Origin of the sequence: Lederbergia galactosidilytica (genome assembly GCF_017873565.1) — a bacterium.
Classification (GTDB): Bacteria; Bacillota; Bacilli; order Bacillales; family Bacillaceae_C; genus Lederbergia; species Lederbergia galactosidilytica.
The window spans coordinates 256,220-275,258 of record NZ_JAGGKH010000003.1 but is presented as its reverse complement, the minus strand read 5'-3'; the positions used below and the strand labels follow the sequence as shown (position 1 = coordinate 275,258).

At 39.1% G+C, this 19,039-nt stretch carries 22 protein-coding genes and 2 pseudogenes; 4 read left to right on the top strand and 20 right to left on the bottom strand.

The features are described 5' to 3' along the window. Positions 1-21 precede the first annotated feature (21 nt). On the bottom strand, positions 22-255 hold the full coding sequence (locus J2Z23_RS04740; protein WP_057981941.1) for a DUF2249 domain-containing protein: 234 nt from the start codon (positions 253-255) through the stop codon (positions 22-24). A 214-nt stretch (positions 256-469) separates the two neighbouring features. Between J2Z23_RS04740 and J2Z23_RS04735 the strand changes: the two genes are divergently transcribed. After that, positions 470-1,156: a Crp/Fnr family transcriptional regulator gene (locus J2Z23_RS04735; protein WP_057981940.1), complete on the top strand. Its 687-nt coding sequence runs from the start codon at positions 470-472 to the stop codon at positions 1,154-1,156. Between the two features lie 284 nt (positions 1,157-1,440). Here J2Z23_RS04735 and J2Z23_RS04730 read toward each other — a convergent pair whose 3' ends face one another. Beyond that, complete coding sequence (locus J2Z23_RS04730) at positions 1,441-1,629, bottom strand: PspC domain-containing protein (RefSeq protein WP_082881178.1); 189 nt, start codon at positions 1,627-1,629, stop codon at positions 1,441-1,443. A 14-nt stretch (positions 1,630-1,643) separates the two neighbouring features. Beyond that, positions 1,644-2,393, bottom strand: coding sequence for a class I SAM-dependent methyltransferase (locus tag J2Z23_RS04725; protein WP_209973355.1), 750 nt, complete (start codon positions 2,391-2,393; stop codon positions 1,644-1,646). A gap of 176 nt (positions 2,394-2,569) precedes the next feature. On the opposite strand from J2Z23_RS04725, the gene J2Z23_RS04720 reads away from it, so the two are divergent. Next, positions 2,570-3,352, top strand: coding sequence for an alpha/beta hydrolase (locus J2Z23_RS04720; protein ID WP_238482603.1), 783 nt, complete (start codon positions 2,570-2,572; stop codon positions 3,350-3,352). Positions 3,353-3,404: 52 nt separating this feature from the next. Here J2Z23_RS04720 and J2Z23_RS04715 read toward each other — a convergent pair whose 3' ends face one another. Then, on the bottom strand, positions 3,405-3,776 hold the full coding sequence (locus tag J2Z23_RS04715; protein WP_057981938.1) for a VOC family protein: 372 nt from the start codon (positions 3,774-3,776) through the stop codon (positions 3,405-3,407). Positions 3,777-3,921: 145 nt separating this feature from the next. On the opposite strand from J2Z23_RS04715, the gene J2Z23_RS04710 reads away from it, so the two are divergent. Continuing rightward, positions 3,922-4,086, top strand: a complete 165-nt coding sequence (locus J2Z23_RS04710; protein WP_165589563.1) for a hypothetical protein — start codon at positions 3,922-3,924, stop codon at positions 4,084-4,086. A 15-nt stretch (positions 4,087-4,101) separates the two neighbouring features. Here J2Z23_RS04710 and J2Z23_RS04705 read toward each other — a convergent pair whose 3' ends face one another. From J2Z23_RS04705 to J2Z23_RS04630, 16 genes and pseudogenes are all read right to left on the bottom strand, one after another. Beyond that, complete coding sequence (locus J2Z23_RS04705) at positions 4,102-4,377, bottom strand: hypothetical protein (protein ID WP_057981937.1); 276 nt, start codon at positions 4,375-4,377, stop codon at positions 4,102-4,104. A gap of 65 nt (positions 4,378-4,442) precedes the next feature. Further along, positions 4,443-4,616: a DUF4177 domain-containing protein gene (locus tag J2Z23_RS04700; protein WP_128738398.1), complete on the bottom strand. Its 174-nt coding sequence runs from the start codon at positions 4,614-4,616 to the stop codon at positions 4,443-4,445. A 236-nt stretch (positions 4,617-4,852) separates the two neighbouring features. Next, a complete protein-coding gene (locus J2Z23_RS04695) occupies positions 4,853-5,521 on the bottom strand; it encodes a P-II family nitrogen regulator (RefSeq protein WP_057981936.1) in 669 nt (222 codons plus the stop codon). Continuing rightward, positions 5,505-7,004 (bottom strand): DUF1538 domain-containing protein, encoded by a 1,500-nt coding sequence (locus J2Z23_RS04690; protein WP_057981935.1) that lies wholly within the window; start codon positions 7,002-7,004, stop codon positions 5,505-5,507. The genes J2Z23_RS04695 and J2Z23_RS04690 overlap by 17 nt, the downstream gene beginning before the upstream one ends. A gap of 413 nt (positions 7,005-7,417) precedes the next feature. Beyond that, positions 7,418-7,846, bottom strand: a complete 429-nt coding sequence (locus J2Z23_RS04685; protein WP_338011571.1) for an ABC transporter permease — start codon at positions 7,844-7,846, stop codon at positions 7,418-7,420. A gap of 10 nt (positions 7,847-7,856) precedes the next feature. Next, positions 7,857-8,528: pseudogene (locus tag J2Z23_RS22180) on the bottom strand (ABC transporter permease); the annotation flags it as partial. Between the two features lie 54 nt (positions 8,529-8,582). Beyond that, a complete protein-coding gene (locus J2Z23_RS22540) occupies positions 8,583-8,717 on the bottom strand; it encodes a hypothetical protein (protein ID WP_274380087.1) in 135 nt (44 codons plus the stop codon). Positions 8,718-8,924: 207 nt separating this feature from the next. After that, a complete protein-coding gene (locus tag J2Z23_RS04670; RefSeq protein WP_057981931.1) occupies positions 8,925-9,680 on the bottom strand; it encodes a transglycosylase domain-containing protein in 756 nt (251 codons plus the stop codon). Positions 9,681-9,925: 245 nt separating this feature from the next. Continuing rightward, complete coding sequence (locus tag J2Z23_RS04665; protein ID WP_057981930.1) at positions 9,926-10,177, bottom strand: hypothetical protein; 252 nt, start codon at positions 10,175-10,177, stop codon at positions 9,926-9,928. Positions 10,178-10,210: 33 nt separating this feature from the next. Then, the gene (locus tag J2Z23_RS04660) at positions 10,211-10,435 is read right to left on the bottom strand and encodes a hypothetical protein (RefSeq protein WP_209973353.1); all 225 of its coding nucleotides are present in this window, start codon (positions 10,433-10,435) and stop codon (positions 10,211-10,213) included. A gap of 39 nt (positions 10,436-10,474) precedes the next feature. Then, positions 10,475-11,149 (bottom strand): HAAS signaling domain-containing protein, encoded by a 675-nt coding sequence (locus J2Z23_RS04655; RefSeq protein WP_209973351.1) that lies wholly within the window; start codon positions 11,147-11,149, stop codon positions 10,475-10,477. Next, positions 11,101-11,427, bottom strand: coding sequence for a PadR family transcriptional regulator (locus J2Z23_RS04650; protein WP_057981927.1), 327 nt, complete (start codon positions 11,425-11,427; stop codon positions 11,101-11,103). The genes J2Z23_RS04655 and J2Z23_RS04650 overlap by 49 nt, the downstream gene beginning before the upstream one ends. Positions 11,428-11,495: 68 nt before the next feature. After that, positions 11,496-12,032, bottom strand: a complete 537-nt coding sequence (locus J2Z23_RS04645) for a histidine phosphatase family protein (protein WP_057981926.1) — start codon at positions 12,030-12,032, stop codon at positions 11,496-11,498. Positions 12,033-13,010: 978 nt separating this feature from the next. Further along, positions 13,011-13,307, bottom strand: a pseudogene (locus tag J2Z23_RS04640) (MMPL family transporter); the annotation flags it as partial. 305 nt (positions 13,308-13,612) lie between these two features. After that, on the bottom strand, positions 13,613-14,167 hold the full coding sequence (locus J2Z23_RS04635; protein WP_057981922.1) for a nitroreductase family protein: 555 nt from the start codon (positions 14,165-14,167) through the stop codon (positions 13,613-13,615). Positions 14,168-14,398: 231 nt separating this feature from the next. Beyond that, the gene (locus tag J2Z23_RS04630; protein WP_165602778.1) at positions 14,399-15,697 is read right to left on the bottom strand and encodes a pyrimidine-nucleoside phosphorylase; all 1,299 of its coding nucleotides are present in this window, start codon (positions 15,695-15,697) and stop codon (positions 14,399-14,401) included. Positions 15,698-15,881: 184 nt separating this feature from the next. On the opposite strand from J2Z23_RS04630, the gene J2Z23_RS04625 reads away from it, so the two are divergent. Further along, on the top strand, positions 15,882-18,935 hold the full coding sequence (locus J2Z23_RS04625; protein WP_209973349.1) for an ATP-binding response regulator: 3,054 nt from the start codon (positions 15,882-15,884) through the stop codon (positions 18,933-18,935). Positions 18,936-19,039 lie beyond the last annotated feature (104 nt).

Genomic DNA, 19,039 nt, shown 5'->3' with positions numbered 1-19,039 from the left:
TAAATGCCTGATATTTCAGCTCTATATTTTTTCAATTTTTATTTGAAAGACATCTGGTCCTTGTTCAATATATTCCCAATCAAACTTGTTTTCGTACATTGAATCTAATTGATAACGCAATGGTATTGGATCATGATCATTGACAATCAACATGGCTTCAGATGGTTGTAGCTTTTTAAAGGTTTCAAAAATAGCCTTGTGCTTAAGATGTGGTGGATATTCTGTTACAATAACAGTCGCCGCATAATTCGTCATTTTCATTCCCCCTGATCGTTTATTAATTCTTATAGCTTTAGTTTAAAGAAAATAAAGCCCTTATATTGTGACAGAAATCACATTTTTAAAAACTTCTTATATTTTAGGATATAAAAAGGGAAGAATTGTTGTCTTTGACATTAAAGATTAATAGATGAGGATCTGTCTATCATTCGCTATAATAAGGGAAGATGGAATAGAGGAGAAGATTCTCATGAATGATCATACATATGCGCTTTTACAACAGATAGTACTGTTCAGCGATTTAACAACAGAAGAAATAAACAAGGTGAAGGATATTACGATTTCTCGGTCTTTTCCTAAGAAAGCCATCATTTTTTCGGAGGGCAGCATGAAAGAAGCCGTTTATTTTATCGTGAAAGGCCTAGTAAAGACCTATAAAACGGATGAAAATGGTTATGAACAAATTGTTTCCTTCTTAAAAACAGGCGATATGTTCCCTCACACAGGATTCTTTGATACAAAACCTTATCCAGCCACAGCGGAGGCACTAGTTGATACACAGCTTTTAGCAATCCCTATCCAATTATTTGAACAGCTTGTGATGAACACTCCTTCGATTGCCATTAAAATGATGCGGGTAATGGGGACAATTATTAAAGATCTTCAAGAAAGATTGCAAGGCTTATCTGGAAAAGACGTGAAACAAAGGGCCATTTCCCTCTTATTAAAACTAGCAGATAAACATGGTGAACGTCGGGGTAATTCAGTGACCATTAATCTTCCAATCACTAATCAGGAATTAGCCAATTTCGTAGGGACCTCTCGTGAAACCATCAACCGGCTATTTAGCCAAATTGGGAAAAAAGGTATCTTAAAAGTTGAACGCAACCGCATCATCATTATCGATTTAGCTGGCTTAAAAGAGCAGTTAGATTAAGTGAACCGACTGCTCCTTGAAGTTAAACAAAGGATGAACACTTCATAATTGAAATTTATTATTTAAATTGAACATCATTCAATTTAATCGATAGGCCCCTATTTTAAAAATACCCAGGGAAGCCTCTAAATGTATGGGGAGGGGAACAGTAAAAACTCAATTCACTTAGCTAACAATCATTGGAAGAAGACCTCATTGACCGAAGGCTCACTTGACTTTCTGATCTAATACTTTATAACCTACCCATTTTGATGTACACAGCCCCCATTTATTCCTTTCCTCATCTATAATGATCGAGGACTGTCAGCAAGGGTGTTAGCTAGGATGAGATAGATGAATAAAGAACCGGGGATAACAAAAATGAATAGTAGTCTAACTAGAAAAGAAGAGATCCCGAAAAACTCCGCGATCCCTCCACAGACTCCGTGTAATGACCGATCTGTTGTGGATCTCCTTAATTTTTTGTTATTCATCACGATTCCTCCCATTATTTTTCTGCCATAATCATAAAGCGCTTGGAATTTGTTCTGATCCCTTTTTCCGTTTGATTATTCTCCATAAACCGGTGAAGAATTTTAAAATCTTCCTTTCCTTCCCCAAAGTTTGGAATGATCGGGGTATGCGTTAGTAAGAAAAGCAAGTCTTCAGGTTCCTGATAGTATTCGGTCGCATCATATTCAAATGACTGCACATTAGAAAAACCAGCTTTTCGAAGTTCCTGCACATATTTTTCTTTTAGCATTCCATCCTTTTCTTGAAATGCTTGCCCACGACCAAATGCCCTTTTAAGATTGATCTTATCCCCTTCACTCACTTGTTGTGTTAAAAATACACCTTCCTTTTTTAACACTTTTGCTATTTCATTAGGCGCAAAAGGAGCATGACAGCAAGAGATGATATCAAAAAAATCGGTTGGAAATTGTAAACCTTGAGATGACATTTGAAAAAAACGAACATTTTTCACATCCGTATTCTGCCTATTTATCCGCGCTTTCTCCACCATCTCACTTGATAGGTCAATTCCAACAATAAGGAAAAAGAAAGTAGCGATTTTCAAAATATTTTCCCCACCCCCAGTACCGATATCTAAAAGGATATCCGAGCTTTTACATCTCTTTGTCACTTCCTCATAAAAATCCCACTCAATCCCTTCAGATTGGCATTTTACGTTACTAAAATCCCAGCCATTCACTTTTCCTACCTCGTTATAAAAGTGCTCATTATCAATCTCATGCATAGGCATATCTCCTTTTTATAAAACGAATTGACAATTTTATTTGAATGACTTACAGTATTCACATACTTATTGTTGAGAATCATTTTCAATTAGTTCCGAAGGATATTGAGCTCCTAATGACTACCCTAGCAATTGATGTTGATTCTCGAATTATCTAAGGAGGTTTGCGATCCATATTGAAAAACATTACGTTAGATCACACATATGAGTGGGAATTCTATTCTGAATTTATGAATCTTCCTTATGATATTAGGGTTGCCATCCCTTCCACCCCACCTCCTGAAGATGGCTATCCGATTGTCTATGTCCTAGATGGAAATGCCTATTTCTCATTCGCGCGCGATGTCGTCCGCCTACAGTCGAGAAGAACAGCCAAAACCTTTGTTGAGTTCGCTCTGATCGTCGGTATCGGCCATCCTGGTGATGATGAGGCCGTTTCCAAGCGACGTTTCTACGAATTCACCGCTCCTGCTGCATCATATATTTATCCTGAACGATTGAAGAAGTTCGGCAAAAAGGAGCATGGTGGAGCTGAAAAATTATTGAAGTTTATCCAACTCGAGTTGAAACCAGAAATTGAAAAGCGCTTTTCCGTTAATCAAAAGAAACAAACACTCTTCGGCCATTCCCTTAGTGGTTTGTTTACGTTATGGGCGTTATTCACACAACCTAAAAGCTTCCAAAGCTATCTTGCCATTAGCCCTTCCGTCTGGTGGAATAACCATGAGATCTTCGATTACGCAAACAATTTTCTAAAACATATAGAACAAAGAAATGGTTTAAATCTCTTCATCGCGGTCGGGGAACATGAAGCATTTATGGTAGACGATGCGCAACGATTATTTAGTCAACTAGAGGGACATCTAGAAGCAAACTTCTATATAGCCCTTGGGGAAAATCATGCCTCAGTGGTTCCAACTGTTATCAGTCGTGCTTTTCGGTTTGCCTTTACTCATTAGAATCCAAAGAGTGGATCAATCCGCTCTTTTTTATCCGCATATAATTTCCAGACTATGATTCCCATTCCAGTAGTTCAATTCGATTTCCAAACGGGTCATGCAGATAAATCCGATTAGCCCCTGGCAAATTGTGGTCGATTATATATTCAATTTCACGACCAGATAAATATTGCTTAAATGCTTCAAGATTTTCGACTTCAAGAGCGGGATGGGCTTTTCTGGCCGGAACAAATGGGTCCTCTGTGCCGATATGGAGTTGGATCTCACCAATCGAAAACCAAGCTCCCCCACGTTTTCGAAGTGTCTCAGGCTTCTCGATTTCCTTAAAGCCTAGAATATCAGAATAAAATTGTCTGGCTAACTCTTCCGATTCCTTTGGTGCGGCCAATTGGACATGGTCAATTTTCTTAAAGGTAAATGACATAACGCTTCCTCCTCTTATTCTTTTATCCTAAGTATACAGACTTTTTGTATAAATTATAGGCACCGTAACGAGGAATACGCTTCCTTAAAGGAAATTCTCGTGCTACACTGAATGTATATACTCTAAACATAAGGGGAGATCCGCGATGATCTTATTAACAATCATTATCATCATTGGGCTATTAACAATCATAAATATTCTAAAATTACAATATAATCAAAACAAAACAATTATTGATCAGAATGAAGTTCTGATTGAAAGTTTAGACAAGTTAAGTGGTGAGGACGAAGTTAGGAGAACGGATGAATAAGTTGAGAAAAGCACATTATAAAGTTTCCCCCTCCAACTTTTGCAATAATTTATAAGCACCTATCAAGAAAAAATAGATAATAAATACATCTAGAAGCCACGCGAATGGATCGAACTCTGTTGTTGGTAAATACAGGGGAGAAAAGAGCAGTGAATGGTTTGTGATTTCATTAGATCCGTGGTATGTTATCCAACTAAACGGGAAACCATAGGATTTTCCATAGGTAGGAAAAAATAGAACAATGCCAACTGAAATGATCATACTAAGGATAAAAACTTTTTTGTGCTTCATCGTTCTCATCTTCCTTCATTTTATTGTGGACATATTGTCATTTCCTTTGCTCAATTAAAGCCTATTCACGACTGCTTTAGAATTTCCCGTTTAAAATAGAAAACAGTTCCATTCACTCCCGATAATTCCCAGCCTTCTTTTCCTAAAGCATTTAGCTTTTCGGTCATAACCGCTTCAAAGTCGGTAAATGCTTTTAGCTGAATCTGAACAACTTCCACTTTGTATTCAAACTGCTTCACTGTCAAACCCTTCTTTCCGTATGATATAGATTCCCCTATCTTAATCACTTAATATTCAGTATATTACCAGCGAAAAGTGAATGAAAGTTAATCCACAGTTCGGCAAGCCCCCGTTTGAGAAGGCTTGCCACTCGTCTGCGGAAAGCAAAATATATTTCCAAAGCGTGGGTATATGCACCCTAGTAGTTCGCTTTTTCTTTGATGAAAATACTATTAACCATTACTTCAAGACAGCGTCACTTATATATTCCGTAGGTCTTATGGACATCTTGTATAAAAATGATCCCATTGCCTGGCTCATCTATTTTAAGTTTTTCTCTTATCGAAGAGACAATCGGTTCAGTATTTTCCGTTTCTGACAAAATCATCACAAGCTCTTTCTCTGGTTCAATATCCATGGAAAATAACTTACTGGTTTCATGAATGCCAGAGCCTCTAGCATTGATAATCGTGCCGCCCTTAGATCCAGCTGCGGTTGCGGCATCAATCACAAACTCCGCATTGCCTTTTTCTACAATTACCGTAATCGCATGGTACATGACAGGATCCGCACCTCTTTCTTCTTTAATATAATCACTTTTACAGCTACTAGCGCCAATGACTTGGCAAACAGGAGTGGTAAAGGCTATGCCGTGATTAGGCTTTTGAAACTTGAACTTTTGATCAAGTTGTTCTAGAGCTTGCCTAATGGTTTCTTTATAGCCAATCATAAAGACAATCTCTTTTCTGACATCAGATAAAGCCAAAAATTCCAAAAGACGGCTTTTGATTGTGCCTTTTCCTAACAACACAGTTCCCCCAGAAATACCACATTTCTTTGCCGCCTGAACGACTTTACTTCCCAATCCAAGATTGACAATCATACAAACTCGTTCAAGATCAGTTCGTTCAGAATGACTCGACATCACGCTCTACCCCTCCTTTTTTAGATTTTAATTTAAAAACAAGACCTAAAATTTGCAAAGCAATTAAAGGTGTCATCGCCACCATGGCAATCATTCCAAATCCATCTATTAAAACATTGGCACCGTCTATTGCCTCTGCAGCACCTTGTACAAAGGCTAATATAAAAGTAGCTGTCATCGGTCCTGATGCCACACCACCAGAATCAAAAGCAATCCCAACAAACAGTTTTGGAACAAAATAAGACAGAGCGATGGCAATCACATAACCAGGCAAAAGGTAATGCCATAATTGAAGATCGGGTATAAGTATCCTTATTATCGATAAAAGAACGGCGAGGCCAACGCCGATCGAAAGAGTGCCCATCACGACATTTCGCTTTACATATCCACTTGTCACATCCTCTATCTGATGGGTCAGAACATGAACGGCAGGTTCGGCCAATATCGTCACGATTCCTAAAACAAAAGCTACAATCATAACATATGCTTTATTATCTAAAGAGGCTATGTTATAACCTACAGCGCTGCCAACATCCATAAAACCAGCATTCACACCGACTAGGAATAAGACGAGTCCGATAAAGGTAAATAATAAACCTATCAAAATTTTTCTAACCGCTTTCTTAGACATTTTAAAGGAAATTTTCTGAAATACAAGGAAAACTAATAATATAGGTACTAATGCCACAATAATTTCTTGAGATATGATGGGAAGCTTTTGTATAAAAGGACCGATAATAGAGGTTGACGTTGTTTCTACCTGTTCTAGACTGCCTGTCATTTTATCCGTTTTCGAAATGATGTTCATCATCATCACGAAGATGATGGCACCTGTAGAAGCGATGGCCACTAATCCAAAACTATCTTTTTCAGAAGCTTTACTATCTTTTTTAAGCATCGAAACGCCCAAGGCAAGCGCTAAAATAAACGGCACTGTCAATGCACCAGTCGTTGCGCCTGAAGCATCAAAGGAAATCGCTAAAAATTCTGGTGAGGTAAATAAGGCAAGCACAAAGATGATAAGATACAAAACAGTTAATAATTTATATAGTGGGATATTATAAACAATTCGAACAAGTCCTGTCGCAATGAGTACACCAATTCCGATGGAAACAACCACAACAAGGCTTGACTTTGTTATTAAGCCTGATGTCACAGAATCAACTTGCCCCGCAAGAATGTGCAAATCAGGTTCAGCAATCGATATAAAAAAGCCAAGTAAAAGACCAGCTATCATGACAATCCAAAGTTTATTTGATTTTGCGATGGTTGCCCCCATCGATTGGCCAATAGGGGTAATCCCAATATCGACGCCAATTAAAAAGATCGATAATCCAATGATAATCAAGACAGCACCAATGACAAAGCGGATCATAAATGATGAATCAAGGGGGGATAAAGTAAAGTTTAAAATTAAAACAATGACAGTAATGGGGAGCACAGCATATAATACTTCTTTTAATTTCGAAACGAGTGCATTCAAAAACAAATCATCCCTTTCAGACTTATTGACTGTGAAATCCCATCAAAGGGTGGTTTAGGCTAGAGGATTCAGGTCATGCAGACGAAGATAGGCGAACGTAGCGTTCTTCATCGGTGTTTCTCTTTTCCCCAACTGATTACGCTTACGAGCCACGTTTCCTCTTATGGAGATTTTTCAACGCAAGATGAAGCTTGCTCCGCGATAGCAGCCCGTTCATAGGGAGTCCTCGTCTTTATTGGTCAAAACAAGAAAAGTCTGTTACAAAAGGACCTATTTATCCTTAAGTGACAGACCCCATCTGAACAATAAATATTTACCTAGAAAACTAAATCTATCGTTATTATCCCATAAAGTCATATAATTTGAAAAGGATAGAATTAGAATTTTTTAGTCTAACACGATGATGTCTCTGACTATTTTTGATATTGATAGCGATAACGCCAATGGTTTAAAATGGATTCCTTATCTATTTTTCTCCCATTCTTAGATACGCCTTTTCTCCATAATATAATCCCAATCCCCATCATAATCACAGCCATTAATAGCGGGATGCTGACGGGATGCAATACATCCAAAAATCCGTATCCATATAGGGTTACTCCTTTTAAGGCTTCCATGCCAAAAAGAAGTGGGGATACTTTTCCAAGCATGAGGATGGTAGGGGAGGATACAATTTCAATTGGCCGATAGGCACCGCCCAGCATTGCCAAACTAACAGAAAGGAGCGATACAAGCCCATGAAATTGGTCTAACCTTCGCGACATTCCCGCCAACAACATACATAAAGCCACGATCGCCAAGACATACGGGATTAAGATTAGCAAGGTTTTGGCACCCCCCATGAAAGTTAACCACTGCGCCAAAGCGAAACGCCATGAAGACGAACACGACTTGCAGGTACCCCATCACAAAGCTGTAAAGGAGATTCCCCCCATACATTTCCCACCTTTTGATAGATGAGAGGGTCATCCTCTCCCAAATTCTCGCTTGTTTTTCTTCTAAAATATGAACAACATTAAAGGCGATTGTATAGATGACAAAGAATAAAGAAAGTCCAAATAAACTTTGTAATGGATGATCCATTATCTATGTCTCCGCATTGCGAAAGTTTTCTTTTTCCACCTTAATCAGCGGCTGTTCCAAAGCCTCTTCCCATATGGATTCTACTTTTTCCCTTTCACCAGTCGATTGGGATGCGGCCAAAACATGTTCCTTTTGTAATTTCTTTGTATAGATCCCCTGAATATAGCGTTGCAACAACGGAGCATTTTCTGAATAGGCACCCGTAACCAAGGTAAAACCCTTTTCTTTTAACTGTAAGCCTGCTTCTGCCTCCCCTTTTCGGATGGCAGCTTTTACATTCTTTTCCTTCTCATATTCAAACGAAAATAATTCTGATTGATTGAGTTCATTGATCAGTGTGGAACGTTCTTGTTCAGGTAGATCAGAGTAAACAGGAACCGTCAGTTGATGATAGCTGGATTTTCCAATAAAGAAAGCAAACATCACACACACCAAGGACACCAGCACAAACACCCAGGGCTTTCTTGCAAATAGGCGAAGTCTCCATAATCCCGATCATACCGCTGCCCCCTTCCGCGGAAACACAAGCCAAGCACTAAAAGTAAGGAAAAAGGCAATGATGATGAGTACGATCAGATCACGGTAGTTTTCGTTCATTCCCCCCTGCATGACTCCTTTATATGCTTCCATTGCTGCTCCATTTGGAGTGAATCGCCCGATCTGTGCCAGTGTTTTGTCACACCACCTAGAAAAGATAAAACCGCCACAAAAGCCGTCATAAACAATTTCGATGCAGCTTCCCGTATCACGCTTAGCTTTTTAAATTTATCTTAGCATATTTCGATCCTACTTTTTACGAAATCAAAAAAACCGAGTAAGATCTACTCGGCCGACACGTTATTCCATTTTAGATAACCCTGTAGCAAGCTTATGTTCTTCCTCAGTAATATGACCAAATTCCTCCATTTTCTCCAATACAATAGCCTGTCTATCACGGTTCAAATCAGGATTTTTCAATGGAGAATAGACTTCAGGTGCCTTTGGTAGGGAGGCGAGGATCGCTGCTTCTTTTAATGTAAGGGAATCCTCAGCAGTCAAGTTTTTATCGAAATAAAGCTGTGCGGCTTCCGTTAATCCGTAGGTCCCATGTCCAAAATAGATCGTATTTAGGTACATTTCCAAAATTTCATCTTTCGTATAGTCGCGTTCGATTTGCAGAGCCATCAACATTTCCTTTGCCTTTCTTCCTAGGGATTTATCCTGCGTCAAAAATTGATTCTTCACTAACTGCATCGTGATGGTGCTTCCGCCTTGAGCAAAGGATTGTGTTTTCAAATCGACAAGGAGTGAGCGACTTAAAGAAATCGGATCTATCCCAATATGATGATTGAAACGATGGTCCTCTATACTAACAAAAGCTTGTGGAACATAATCAGGCAATTGAGTAAGTGGCACATAACTTTCTTCTTTTTTCAAAGCGTCCAGTTGTCCAATTTGTTCATCGCCAACCAAAATTCCTCCAGCAATCGCAACAAATAAATAGGCTGCCATTAAAAATAAACTAGGGATCAGGACCCATTTCCATTTATGTGAACTCTTTCTTGATAATCTACTTGTACGTGTTTCTTTTAGTTGGATGGAATGTGTGTGCATACGAGATTCCTCCTTTTCATTTACAACTATATGATAGGACGAAATTCGACACAGATCTATTGGAATTCCTTTCAGTTACCTTACAAATTTGTCATGTTGTGAGGGGTCTACAAGCAGAAAGGTCAAAGTAGCAACAACCTATCCATGTAAGAACACTTAAGAGATTGAAGAAAAAATAAGTCAAATACCGATAAACCGAGAAGCATAATTTGAAGTATTTTCTCTTCATTTTTAGATTGATATGCCTACATATTTGTCAGTAACACCATAATCGCCCCTATCGTTACAATAGCTAAGATGATGCCTGATAGGCTTGCGATTAAGGCAATCTGTTTTAAAATAGAACCTTTTTGAGCAATTATATAGACGACGAGGCCTATTATAAATAAACCTATTCCCAAAAGAAAGCCCGAAGAAAAAGTGGGTGCAAGTAACCAATACCAGAGTGTTGCAATCCCGATCGCACCCAACAAACTGATGCCCAAATTTTTTAACATGACCTTTATTTCTCCTCCTCATATACTTTCCATTCATAATTCATCATTGTAAAATACTCTTGAATGACGATGAAATCCCCCTGTTTTTTGCAGGTAAATACGTATTTTCTCCCCGTTTTCTGCATGATACCCATCGATTTTTTCAAAAAGCAATGGGCCTTTCAAAATCCCTAGAGGAAATATCGCTTGTATGGGGCTATTACGATTGAAATGAACAAGCCCACCCATATAAAAAATAAATTTTTTCCACGTGTTCAACACCTAGTTATTCTATGTATATATACAAAAATAATGCCCTTAAAGGGCTTGTTGCTTTCCAAAATAAAATCCTGCTTGACTAATCGGATAAAACAAAATGGTCGCAATGAGACAAGCGCCGAAAAAGGGGGCTGTTAAAAACGAACGGAACCATTCCATCGGCATTATGCCATATAAAACAATCATCATGACACATAAATTAGGCAAGATGCTGAGCCGAACCGTTTCAATCAATAACTTTTTCCCTTGGTTCCCAAATTCTTTTCCCAAAAGATAACCGATCAAACTCCAATAGACCGTATAGACTAATAGGACCCACCAACTATTTTGCGCAAGAGCTTGCCATGCCCAGTGGAAGAATGGAATATTCCCCAAATGATGGCCCAGTGTAATACCTATTCCAACCATTAATATTCCCATGTTAAATAAAATGAAAAGACCTTTCACTTGGTACGGAGAAGGCAATGAAGCTTGCCGAAAACTGGCAGCTAATTCTTGCGGACTACCAAACCTATTTACAATGATGGCTATTGCTTCCTTCTCAGGAAGAACCTGTTCAGCCATTGCTTCCTTTATATGGTCTGTGATTTCAGTAATAATCTCTATTCGCTCTGGATGATCTTGTAATTCTTTTTCTAACTGCTCAATATATTGGTGAAAAGTCATCATGATTTTCCCAACACCCGATTGATCATTGAAGAAAAGAGTGTCCATTCACTAGTTTTCTCGCTTAACAATGTTTCACCAGCTTCTGTTAGCTTATAATATTTCCGGGCTGGACCCTTTTCTTGTTTCTCCCAGAAGGCTTCAATATAACCTTGTTTTTCCAACTTATGGAGGGCAGGATAAAGCGTTCCTTCCTTTACTTGCAATGTGTATTCACTTCGTTTTTCCATTTCTTTCACAAGCTCATACCCATACATTGCTCGCTCATTCAATAACTGAAGCAAGATTAAAGCTGTACTTCCCTTTAAAAGTTCTCGATTAAACATATGATCCTCACATACCTCGTATTAATAGGTAAGTTTAGTTTATGTATTCTTCCTCGTAATGTCAAGGGCTATTTTTCAAAGAGAAGTAGCTCTCCATTTTTATAATGCCATTTATTTTTACCAGTGAATCCCGCCTTTACTAAGGCTCTTGACAGCTCCATTAAAAAGAAGCCATGAGAAACAATAAGGATCCTATTTTTTGAGCTAGATTTAATGAACTCGATAAATTCTTCGGCTCTCCTTATGGTGTCTTTTCTTGTTTCCTCTTGAGAAGAGTGTGAATAAAACCATGCAACACGACCGCACAAGGTCCATAGAGCTAAAGGTAGCTTACATTTTTTCTGACTAAAAGCGGTAAGAGGAATTTCACGCAGCAATGGAGTTTCGATCATTTCACAGTTACACAAACTCTTTGCTGTCTGAACGGCCCGTGACAAATCACTTGTAAAACAAAGCTCCCAGTCCAACTTCCCCTCTAAGTTTTCAGCTTGTCCAATCGGGGCTTCATCATAATGTTTTACCCATTGTCTAAATTGATCTGCCGTTAGCCACCTCGATGGCTTTTGATGATTTACATTAAAATGACGCACAAGGCCTAATTGCAAATAAACCCTCTCCTTATTTAAATCTTCCTCATTAGATTGGGAGTTCGCTAGTGCTATTCACGAATTTTAACGTCTTAGAGCATAAAGTTGCGCATTCCCTCCTGAATGTCGCGCATTCTCCCCGTAAGTTGCGCATTTCCTCCTGAATGTTGCGCATTCTCCCCGTAAGTTGCGCATTTACACCGGAATGTCGCGCATTCTCCTCTAAGTTACGCATTTCCTCCTGAATGTTGCGCATTCTCCCCGTAAGTTGCGCATTTACACCGGAATGTCGCGCATTCTCCTCTAAGTTACGCATTTCCTCCTGAATGTTGCGCATTCTTCCTCTAAGTTACGCATTTCCTCCTGAATGTTGCGCATTCTCCCCATAGGTTGCGCATTTACACCGGAATGTCGCGCATTCTCCTCTAAGTTGCGCATTTCCTCCTGAATGTTGCGCATTCTTCCTCTAAGTTGCGCATTCCCTCCTGAATATCGCGCATTCCCCTCTAAGTTGCGCATTTACACCGGAATGTCGCGCATTCTCCCCGTAAGTTGCGCATTTCCTCCTGAATGTCGCGCATTCTCCTCTAAGTTGCGCATTTCCTCCTGAATGTTGCGCATTCTCCCCGTAAGTTACGCATTTCCTCCTGAATGTTGCGCATTCTTCCTCTAAGTTGCGCATTTCCTCCTGAATGTTGCGCATTCTTCCTCTAAGTTGCGCATTCCCTCCTGAATATCGCGCATTCTCCTCTAAGTTGCGCATTTCCTCCTGAATGTCGCGCATTCTCCCCGTAAGTTGCGCATTTACACCGGAATGTTGCGCATTCTTCCTCTAAGTTGCGCATTTCCTCCTGAATGTCGCGCGATCAAAAACTTAGAAGTGCGCAATTTAATTCTCAATGTTGCACAATGACCTTAGGCTGCCACTAACTAAGCTAATCTAATATATTATAATAGCAAAAAGCCGGAAACAGGTCTCCCCAGCTTCCGGCTTTACTAGTTTTGTATAAACGGCCACCAGTTTGCTTTTCCAAGTGTGTTAATGATAATTGGTACGAAAAATGGCAAAATAATTAACGCATAGAATAATAGTCCCGTTAAGACGACGGTCGCAATTTGCAGCATGGATAACATGCCTGATGGCAATATCGCTGCAAATGTTCCCGCTAAAATCACGGCGGCATTGATAATGACGGTGCCCATATTTTTCATAGCAAGGAAGATTCCTTCCTTAACATCCATTTCCTTAAATTCAGAGAAACGGTCCATCAGGAAGATCGAGTAATCGACCCCAAAAGTTCATCCGTCAAGAAAAGTTTTACATGAGAATGGATGTCCCCACGAGATTTTAATTGTCCATTATAATTTAGAAATTTAAGCATGGTCGTGATTCTATGTACTATTGGGATGGATCGCGATAGTTAGAGAGGAAGGGTTCAACCTATTGAAAGGCTATTTCGAGCCTTGGTGTGTCAAATCGGCATGCCACTCGGTTATTATTAGTAATAGGAGTAATAAGAGAGCTTAAGTCTTTGCTTATTTTAGTAAATGCTAAAATAAAAAAAGTCTCTGCTTAGAGACTTTCCTTGAAGAAATTCTTAAAATGTTGTCATTTTTTCTGCGGGATCAATCCGCTTCCGTACTTTTTGTGCAATGATCTCTTTATCGAAGTAACCAATGTTAAGCACACCGATAATTTTTTCGCCTGGTTGGACATGAAGAGCCTGACGGAATAAAGGGTCACGGATATGTTGTGGTGTTTTCCAGACCATGCCTAAATCTCGTTCCCATGCTAATAATTGTAAATTTTGGACCATGCAGCTGGTTGCAGCAAAATCTTCTTCCGCTTGTTTCTGGCGTGGATCATCATTGATTACTACAATCAAAAATGCAGGAACATTTTTAAATTTATTGCGGACCGATTCATGCTTACTCCGCTCATGGCAAGGCAAAATCGCTTCAATAAAAGCCTCCCTTCTATCACTAGACACAAAGATAAAGCGCCATGGTTCACGTAGTTTATGGTTTGGTGCCCAGACGGCATCTTTTAACAACGATAGGACTAGATCTTGACTAACTTCCTTATCTAAATATCCGTTCTTCACGGATGTTCGTTCCCGAATAATTTGAGCAATCGATGTAGCCGCTAACATTTTCAACCTCCAAAGATAATGATAATCATTTTCATCAATCTAACATCATTCATCATAACATGTTTCTTTTTTAAATCAAGGAACAATCCTTCGAATCGCTCATATATGCGAAACTTAAATTGCCATGTCGGCATGGTCCTGCCACTTTAACTTAGCAATCACCCTGGAGCTCGACCATGACACACTAGGGCTAGCCGCAGAAAAAGAAGGAGCCTCTCGAGACCCCTCCTCTTAAAAATAACCATGAATAAGTGGTACATCTTCTGGCTTTTCCCCAGAAAAGCGGTAAGCATTCTGGATTCTATTCACAACCTCACTAACATCTTCCTTATTGCTGTGAATCGTAGCGATGATATTTCCTTTTTCAATGTGATCACCGATTTTTTTATGTAAAACAACTCCTACACTTAGATCAATCTTCGATTCTTTTGTTTCCCGTCCCGCTCCTAACATCATGGCTGCCATTCCGATTTCATCTGCAATAATTTCAGAAACAAAACCATGTTCAACTGTTTTTACCTTGATTTGATATTTAGCTTCAGCTAGTTTATCAAAGTCATCTACCACAGTTGGGTCTCCACCTTGAGCTTTCAAAAATTGTTTAAAAGCTTCCAATGCTTTGCCATTTTCGATGACTTCTATTAAACGTTCACGAGCTTTTGCCTCAGTTTCCATCCCTCCTGCCAATAGCACCATTTTACTTGCTAGCACAAGACACAACTCTTGTAAGTCTTCCGGTCCCTTTCCTTGCAATGTTTCAATCGCTTCCTTCATTTCGAGCGTATTGCCAATGGCAAAACCAAGTGGTTGATTCATATCTGAGATGATAGCACTTGTTTTCCTTCCCACTTGGTTCCCAATATCCACCATCGTCTCGGCTAGTGCTTTGGCATCTGCTATATTTTTCATAAAAGCGCCTGACCCTACCTTAACATCCAAGACAATTGCGTCTGCACCTGCTGCGATCTTTTTGCTCATGATTGAGCTAGCGATTAACGGAATCGAATTAACCGTTGCCGTCACATCACGCAAACTGTAAATTTTCTTATCAGCTGGTGTTAAATTTCCTGACTGACCAACCACCGCGATTTTATTCTGATTCACCAATTCAACAAATTTTTGCTCAGAGATCTCCACATGAAACCCAGGAATTGACTCCAATTTATCAATCGTTCCTCCCGTATGCCCTAACCCTCTACCAGACATTTTCGCAACCGGGATACCAAGTGCCGCTACAAGTGGAGCTAAGATCAAAGTCGTAGTGTCTCCTACTCCCCCTGTAGAATGCTTATCCACTTTCACTCCATTAATATCCTTTAAATCAATGGTATCACCTGACTCCACCATTGCCATTGTAAGTGCAGCCGTTTCCTTTGCTGTCATACCTTGAAAATATACTGTCATTAAAAACGCAGACATTTGGTAGTCAGGGATACTTCCTGCCGTATAGCCTTCAACGAGAAAGCGAATTTCTTCATCAGATAAAACTTTCCCATCCCTTTTCTTTGCCAAAATATCGACCATTCTCAATTTCATCACCCTTTCCTTCCCTTCATATTATATTTTTCCATCTATATGTCAAAACCCTTCTACTTCTGGATATGGGTGTCAAATAATATTGGACTTTTCGAAAGGATGATTACAATTTCCCCAAAATAAAAGTATGATAGACGTAGATCTTAAAAATTACTTATAAGGATAAGGATACGGAACCATGACGAAACGACTCTCACACAAAAAAATCTTTCTAATTGTAACGCTCTTTACGATTCTTTTAACTAGTTTTCGGATTGGCTGGATTCTGCATTACAAAACTCCAGAACATCCTCATGCTGAAAAAGGTGTTATTGATTTAAGTGGTTGGCATTTTAATGATCAAACAACCATTCCACTTGACGGCGAATGGGAGTTTTATCCGTCCTCCTTTCAGATAGAGGACAACAAAGAAAAACGGAACTATACTCAAGTTCCCAGCAATTGGCAAGGAAACTTAAATCCTAACGATCCGAAACAGGCATTAGGCTATGGCACCTATCAGTTGAAAATTGTTCTACCCGAAGACAGCACTTTCTTATATGGGATTCGACTCACAGAGGTCACAACAGCGGCAAATGTATTAATCGACGACAAGTTGGTCGCTCAAGCAGGAAAAGCTCTTGAGTCATCCGAGCAAAAAGGATTCAAACAAAGGCCTTTATCTGTCCTATTTCAACCCGAAAACAACGAAATCGAGCTTACCATTCAGGTCTCCAATCACGATACACCGCTTGAAGGTGGGATCACTAAATCAATTAAAATCGGAACAGAAAAAGCCATTTCGAAGGAAAGCCAGCAATCTAAGACTTTCCAAATGGTGATCTTTGCTATCTACCTTTTCCATGGAATATATGCCTTTGGCTTACTATGGGTTGGTAAGGGCAGATATCGGAAAGAACTTTTTTATTATGGCTTTATGCTTGCTTTAGCTGCTTTTACCAATTTGATTGATGATGAGATGGTTGTATCCTTACCGATTAGCTATGAATGGTATCACCGCTTATTATCATTAACTTTCATTACTACCCTATTCGCTCTGTTACAGTTTATTAAGGCATATTTTAAGGCAAAGGCACTAACTTTTCGGATATTTGTTATCTTTTATTCTATTCTATCAATCGCATATTTGGTCGTCCCTTATCAGTATTATTACCACCTTGCCTTTGGGATGATGCTTCTATATTTTAGCGGTTTTTACTTTTTATTCTCACAAACAATCCCTGCTGTACGCAAAGGGCATTCTGGAGCAATTTTCATCCTATTATTTGTCACAAGCTATACGCTCAATATGCTCTGGGGAACGGCTGGCAATGCCAATTTAACTAACATCCCTTATTATCCATTCGACTTCATTATCTCGATTGTGATGATTGCGTTTCTATTATTAAACAAACATATGCAAATCATTCAGCAAAATGAAGAGCAAACAGAGCAATTGCAAAAGGCAGATAAGAAGAAAAACGAATTTTTAGCGAATACTTCTCATGAATTACGAAACCCACTTCAAGGGATGATCAGCATTGCCCAAACTTTCTTAAACGACCATAAAGAGGCACTATCTGAAAAAAATAAGGATGATTTACTTTTACTAGTACGAATTGGTCAGCAAATGAACTTTGTCTTAAATGATTTGCTCGATATTACAAAGTTACAAGAGAGCTATATACAGTTAAAGAAAGAAAAACTAGATCTTCGGACTGTTATATTTGGCGTATATGATATGCTCCAACATATGGAAAGAGAAAAAAGTGTGCAGTTTCACGTTTCCATTCCTCCATCTTTTCCTATGATTTTTGCTGATGAAAATCGCCTAATCCAAATTGTGTATAATCTCCTTCATAATGCACTGAAATTTACACATGATGGATCAATCACCATTTATGCCGAGCAAAAAAATGGCATGGCGAAGATCTACATCCAAGACACAGGAATTGGAATGCATGAAGATATGCTTGAAAAAGTTTTTCTTCCTTATGAACAGGAAGACTCAGGCATTACCTCAATTGGTTCGGGAATTGGTTTAGGTTTAGCAATTTGCAAACAGTTAGTGGAATTACATGGGGGCGAGATTTCAGTTGAATCCAAACTAGGTGAAGGTTCTACATTTTCATTTACACTTCCTTTAGTTCATGAACATGGTGCTGTAAATGAAGTTGCTGCTTCAGAAGAAACTTTTGTGGTCCCAGACACCTCTTTATTTAAAGCAAAACCTGTCCAAATAAATCAAGGGATTGAGATCACCCATGTTCAACGTGCAAAAATCTTAATTGTCGATGATGATCCCGTCAATCGCCAAGTTCTAAGCAGAATTTTAATGGCAGAAAATGATATTTTAACGGCCGCTAGTGGAAAAGAAGCCATGGACTATATCCATTCAAAGGAATGGGATTTAGTGATTTCCGACGTTATGATGCCTGACATGTCTGGCTATGAGCTTACAACGGTTATTCGTCAGCAATTTACCATTTCAGAATTGCCTATTTTACTTTTGACTGCTCGCAATCAATTGGAAGACATTTATACTGGGTTTCAATCAGGAGCCAATGATTATGTATCAAAACCGGTCGATGCCTTAGAGCTCCAAACGCGTGTAAAGGCCTTAACTGATTTAAGGCAAGCAGTTAAGGAGCAACTTGCTATGGAAGCAGCCTGGTTGCAAGCTCAAATTAAACCGCATTTTCTGTTCAATACATTGAATATGATTGCCTCTCTTAGTGAAATTGATCCGGCGGTTATGGGCCAATTACTAGAGGAGTTTGGCCATTATTTACGTAAAAGTTTTGATGTTCAAAATATCCAAACATTGGTAGCATTAGACCATGAATTGGAACTTGTTCGCGCTTATTTATATATAGAAAAGGTGCGTTTCGGAGAAAGATTACAAGTGGAATGGGCATTACCAGAACGACTTTCTACAAAAATCCCGCCATTATCCTTACAAACACTTGTTGAAAATGCAGTTAATCACGGCATTCTGAAGAGACGGGAAGGTGGATATATCTGCATTCGTATTTTAGACAATGATACCCATTATGACATTGCGGTTATCGATAATGGGGTCGGCATGGAAGAAAAACACATTCAACAAATTATGAATATATCTCCGCGCCAAGCAAGTCAAGTTGGGATCCGTAATACAAACAGACGCTTAAAGCAACTCTTCGGAACTGGGCTAACGATTGAAAGTCAAATTGATCATGGTACGACAGTAAGTTTTAAAGTCCCTAAATAAGGTAAACACAAGCATGTAAAAATTTAAACCCTTAGAATGTCCTTAGTACCACCATATCGATGAACTAGGATACACTTCTCTGGAGTACCTGCCGATGGCCTCAG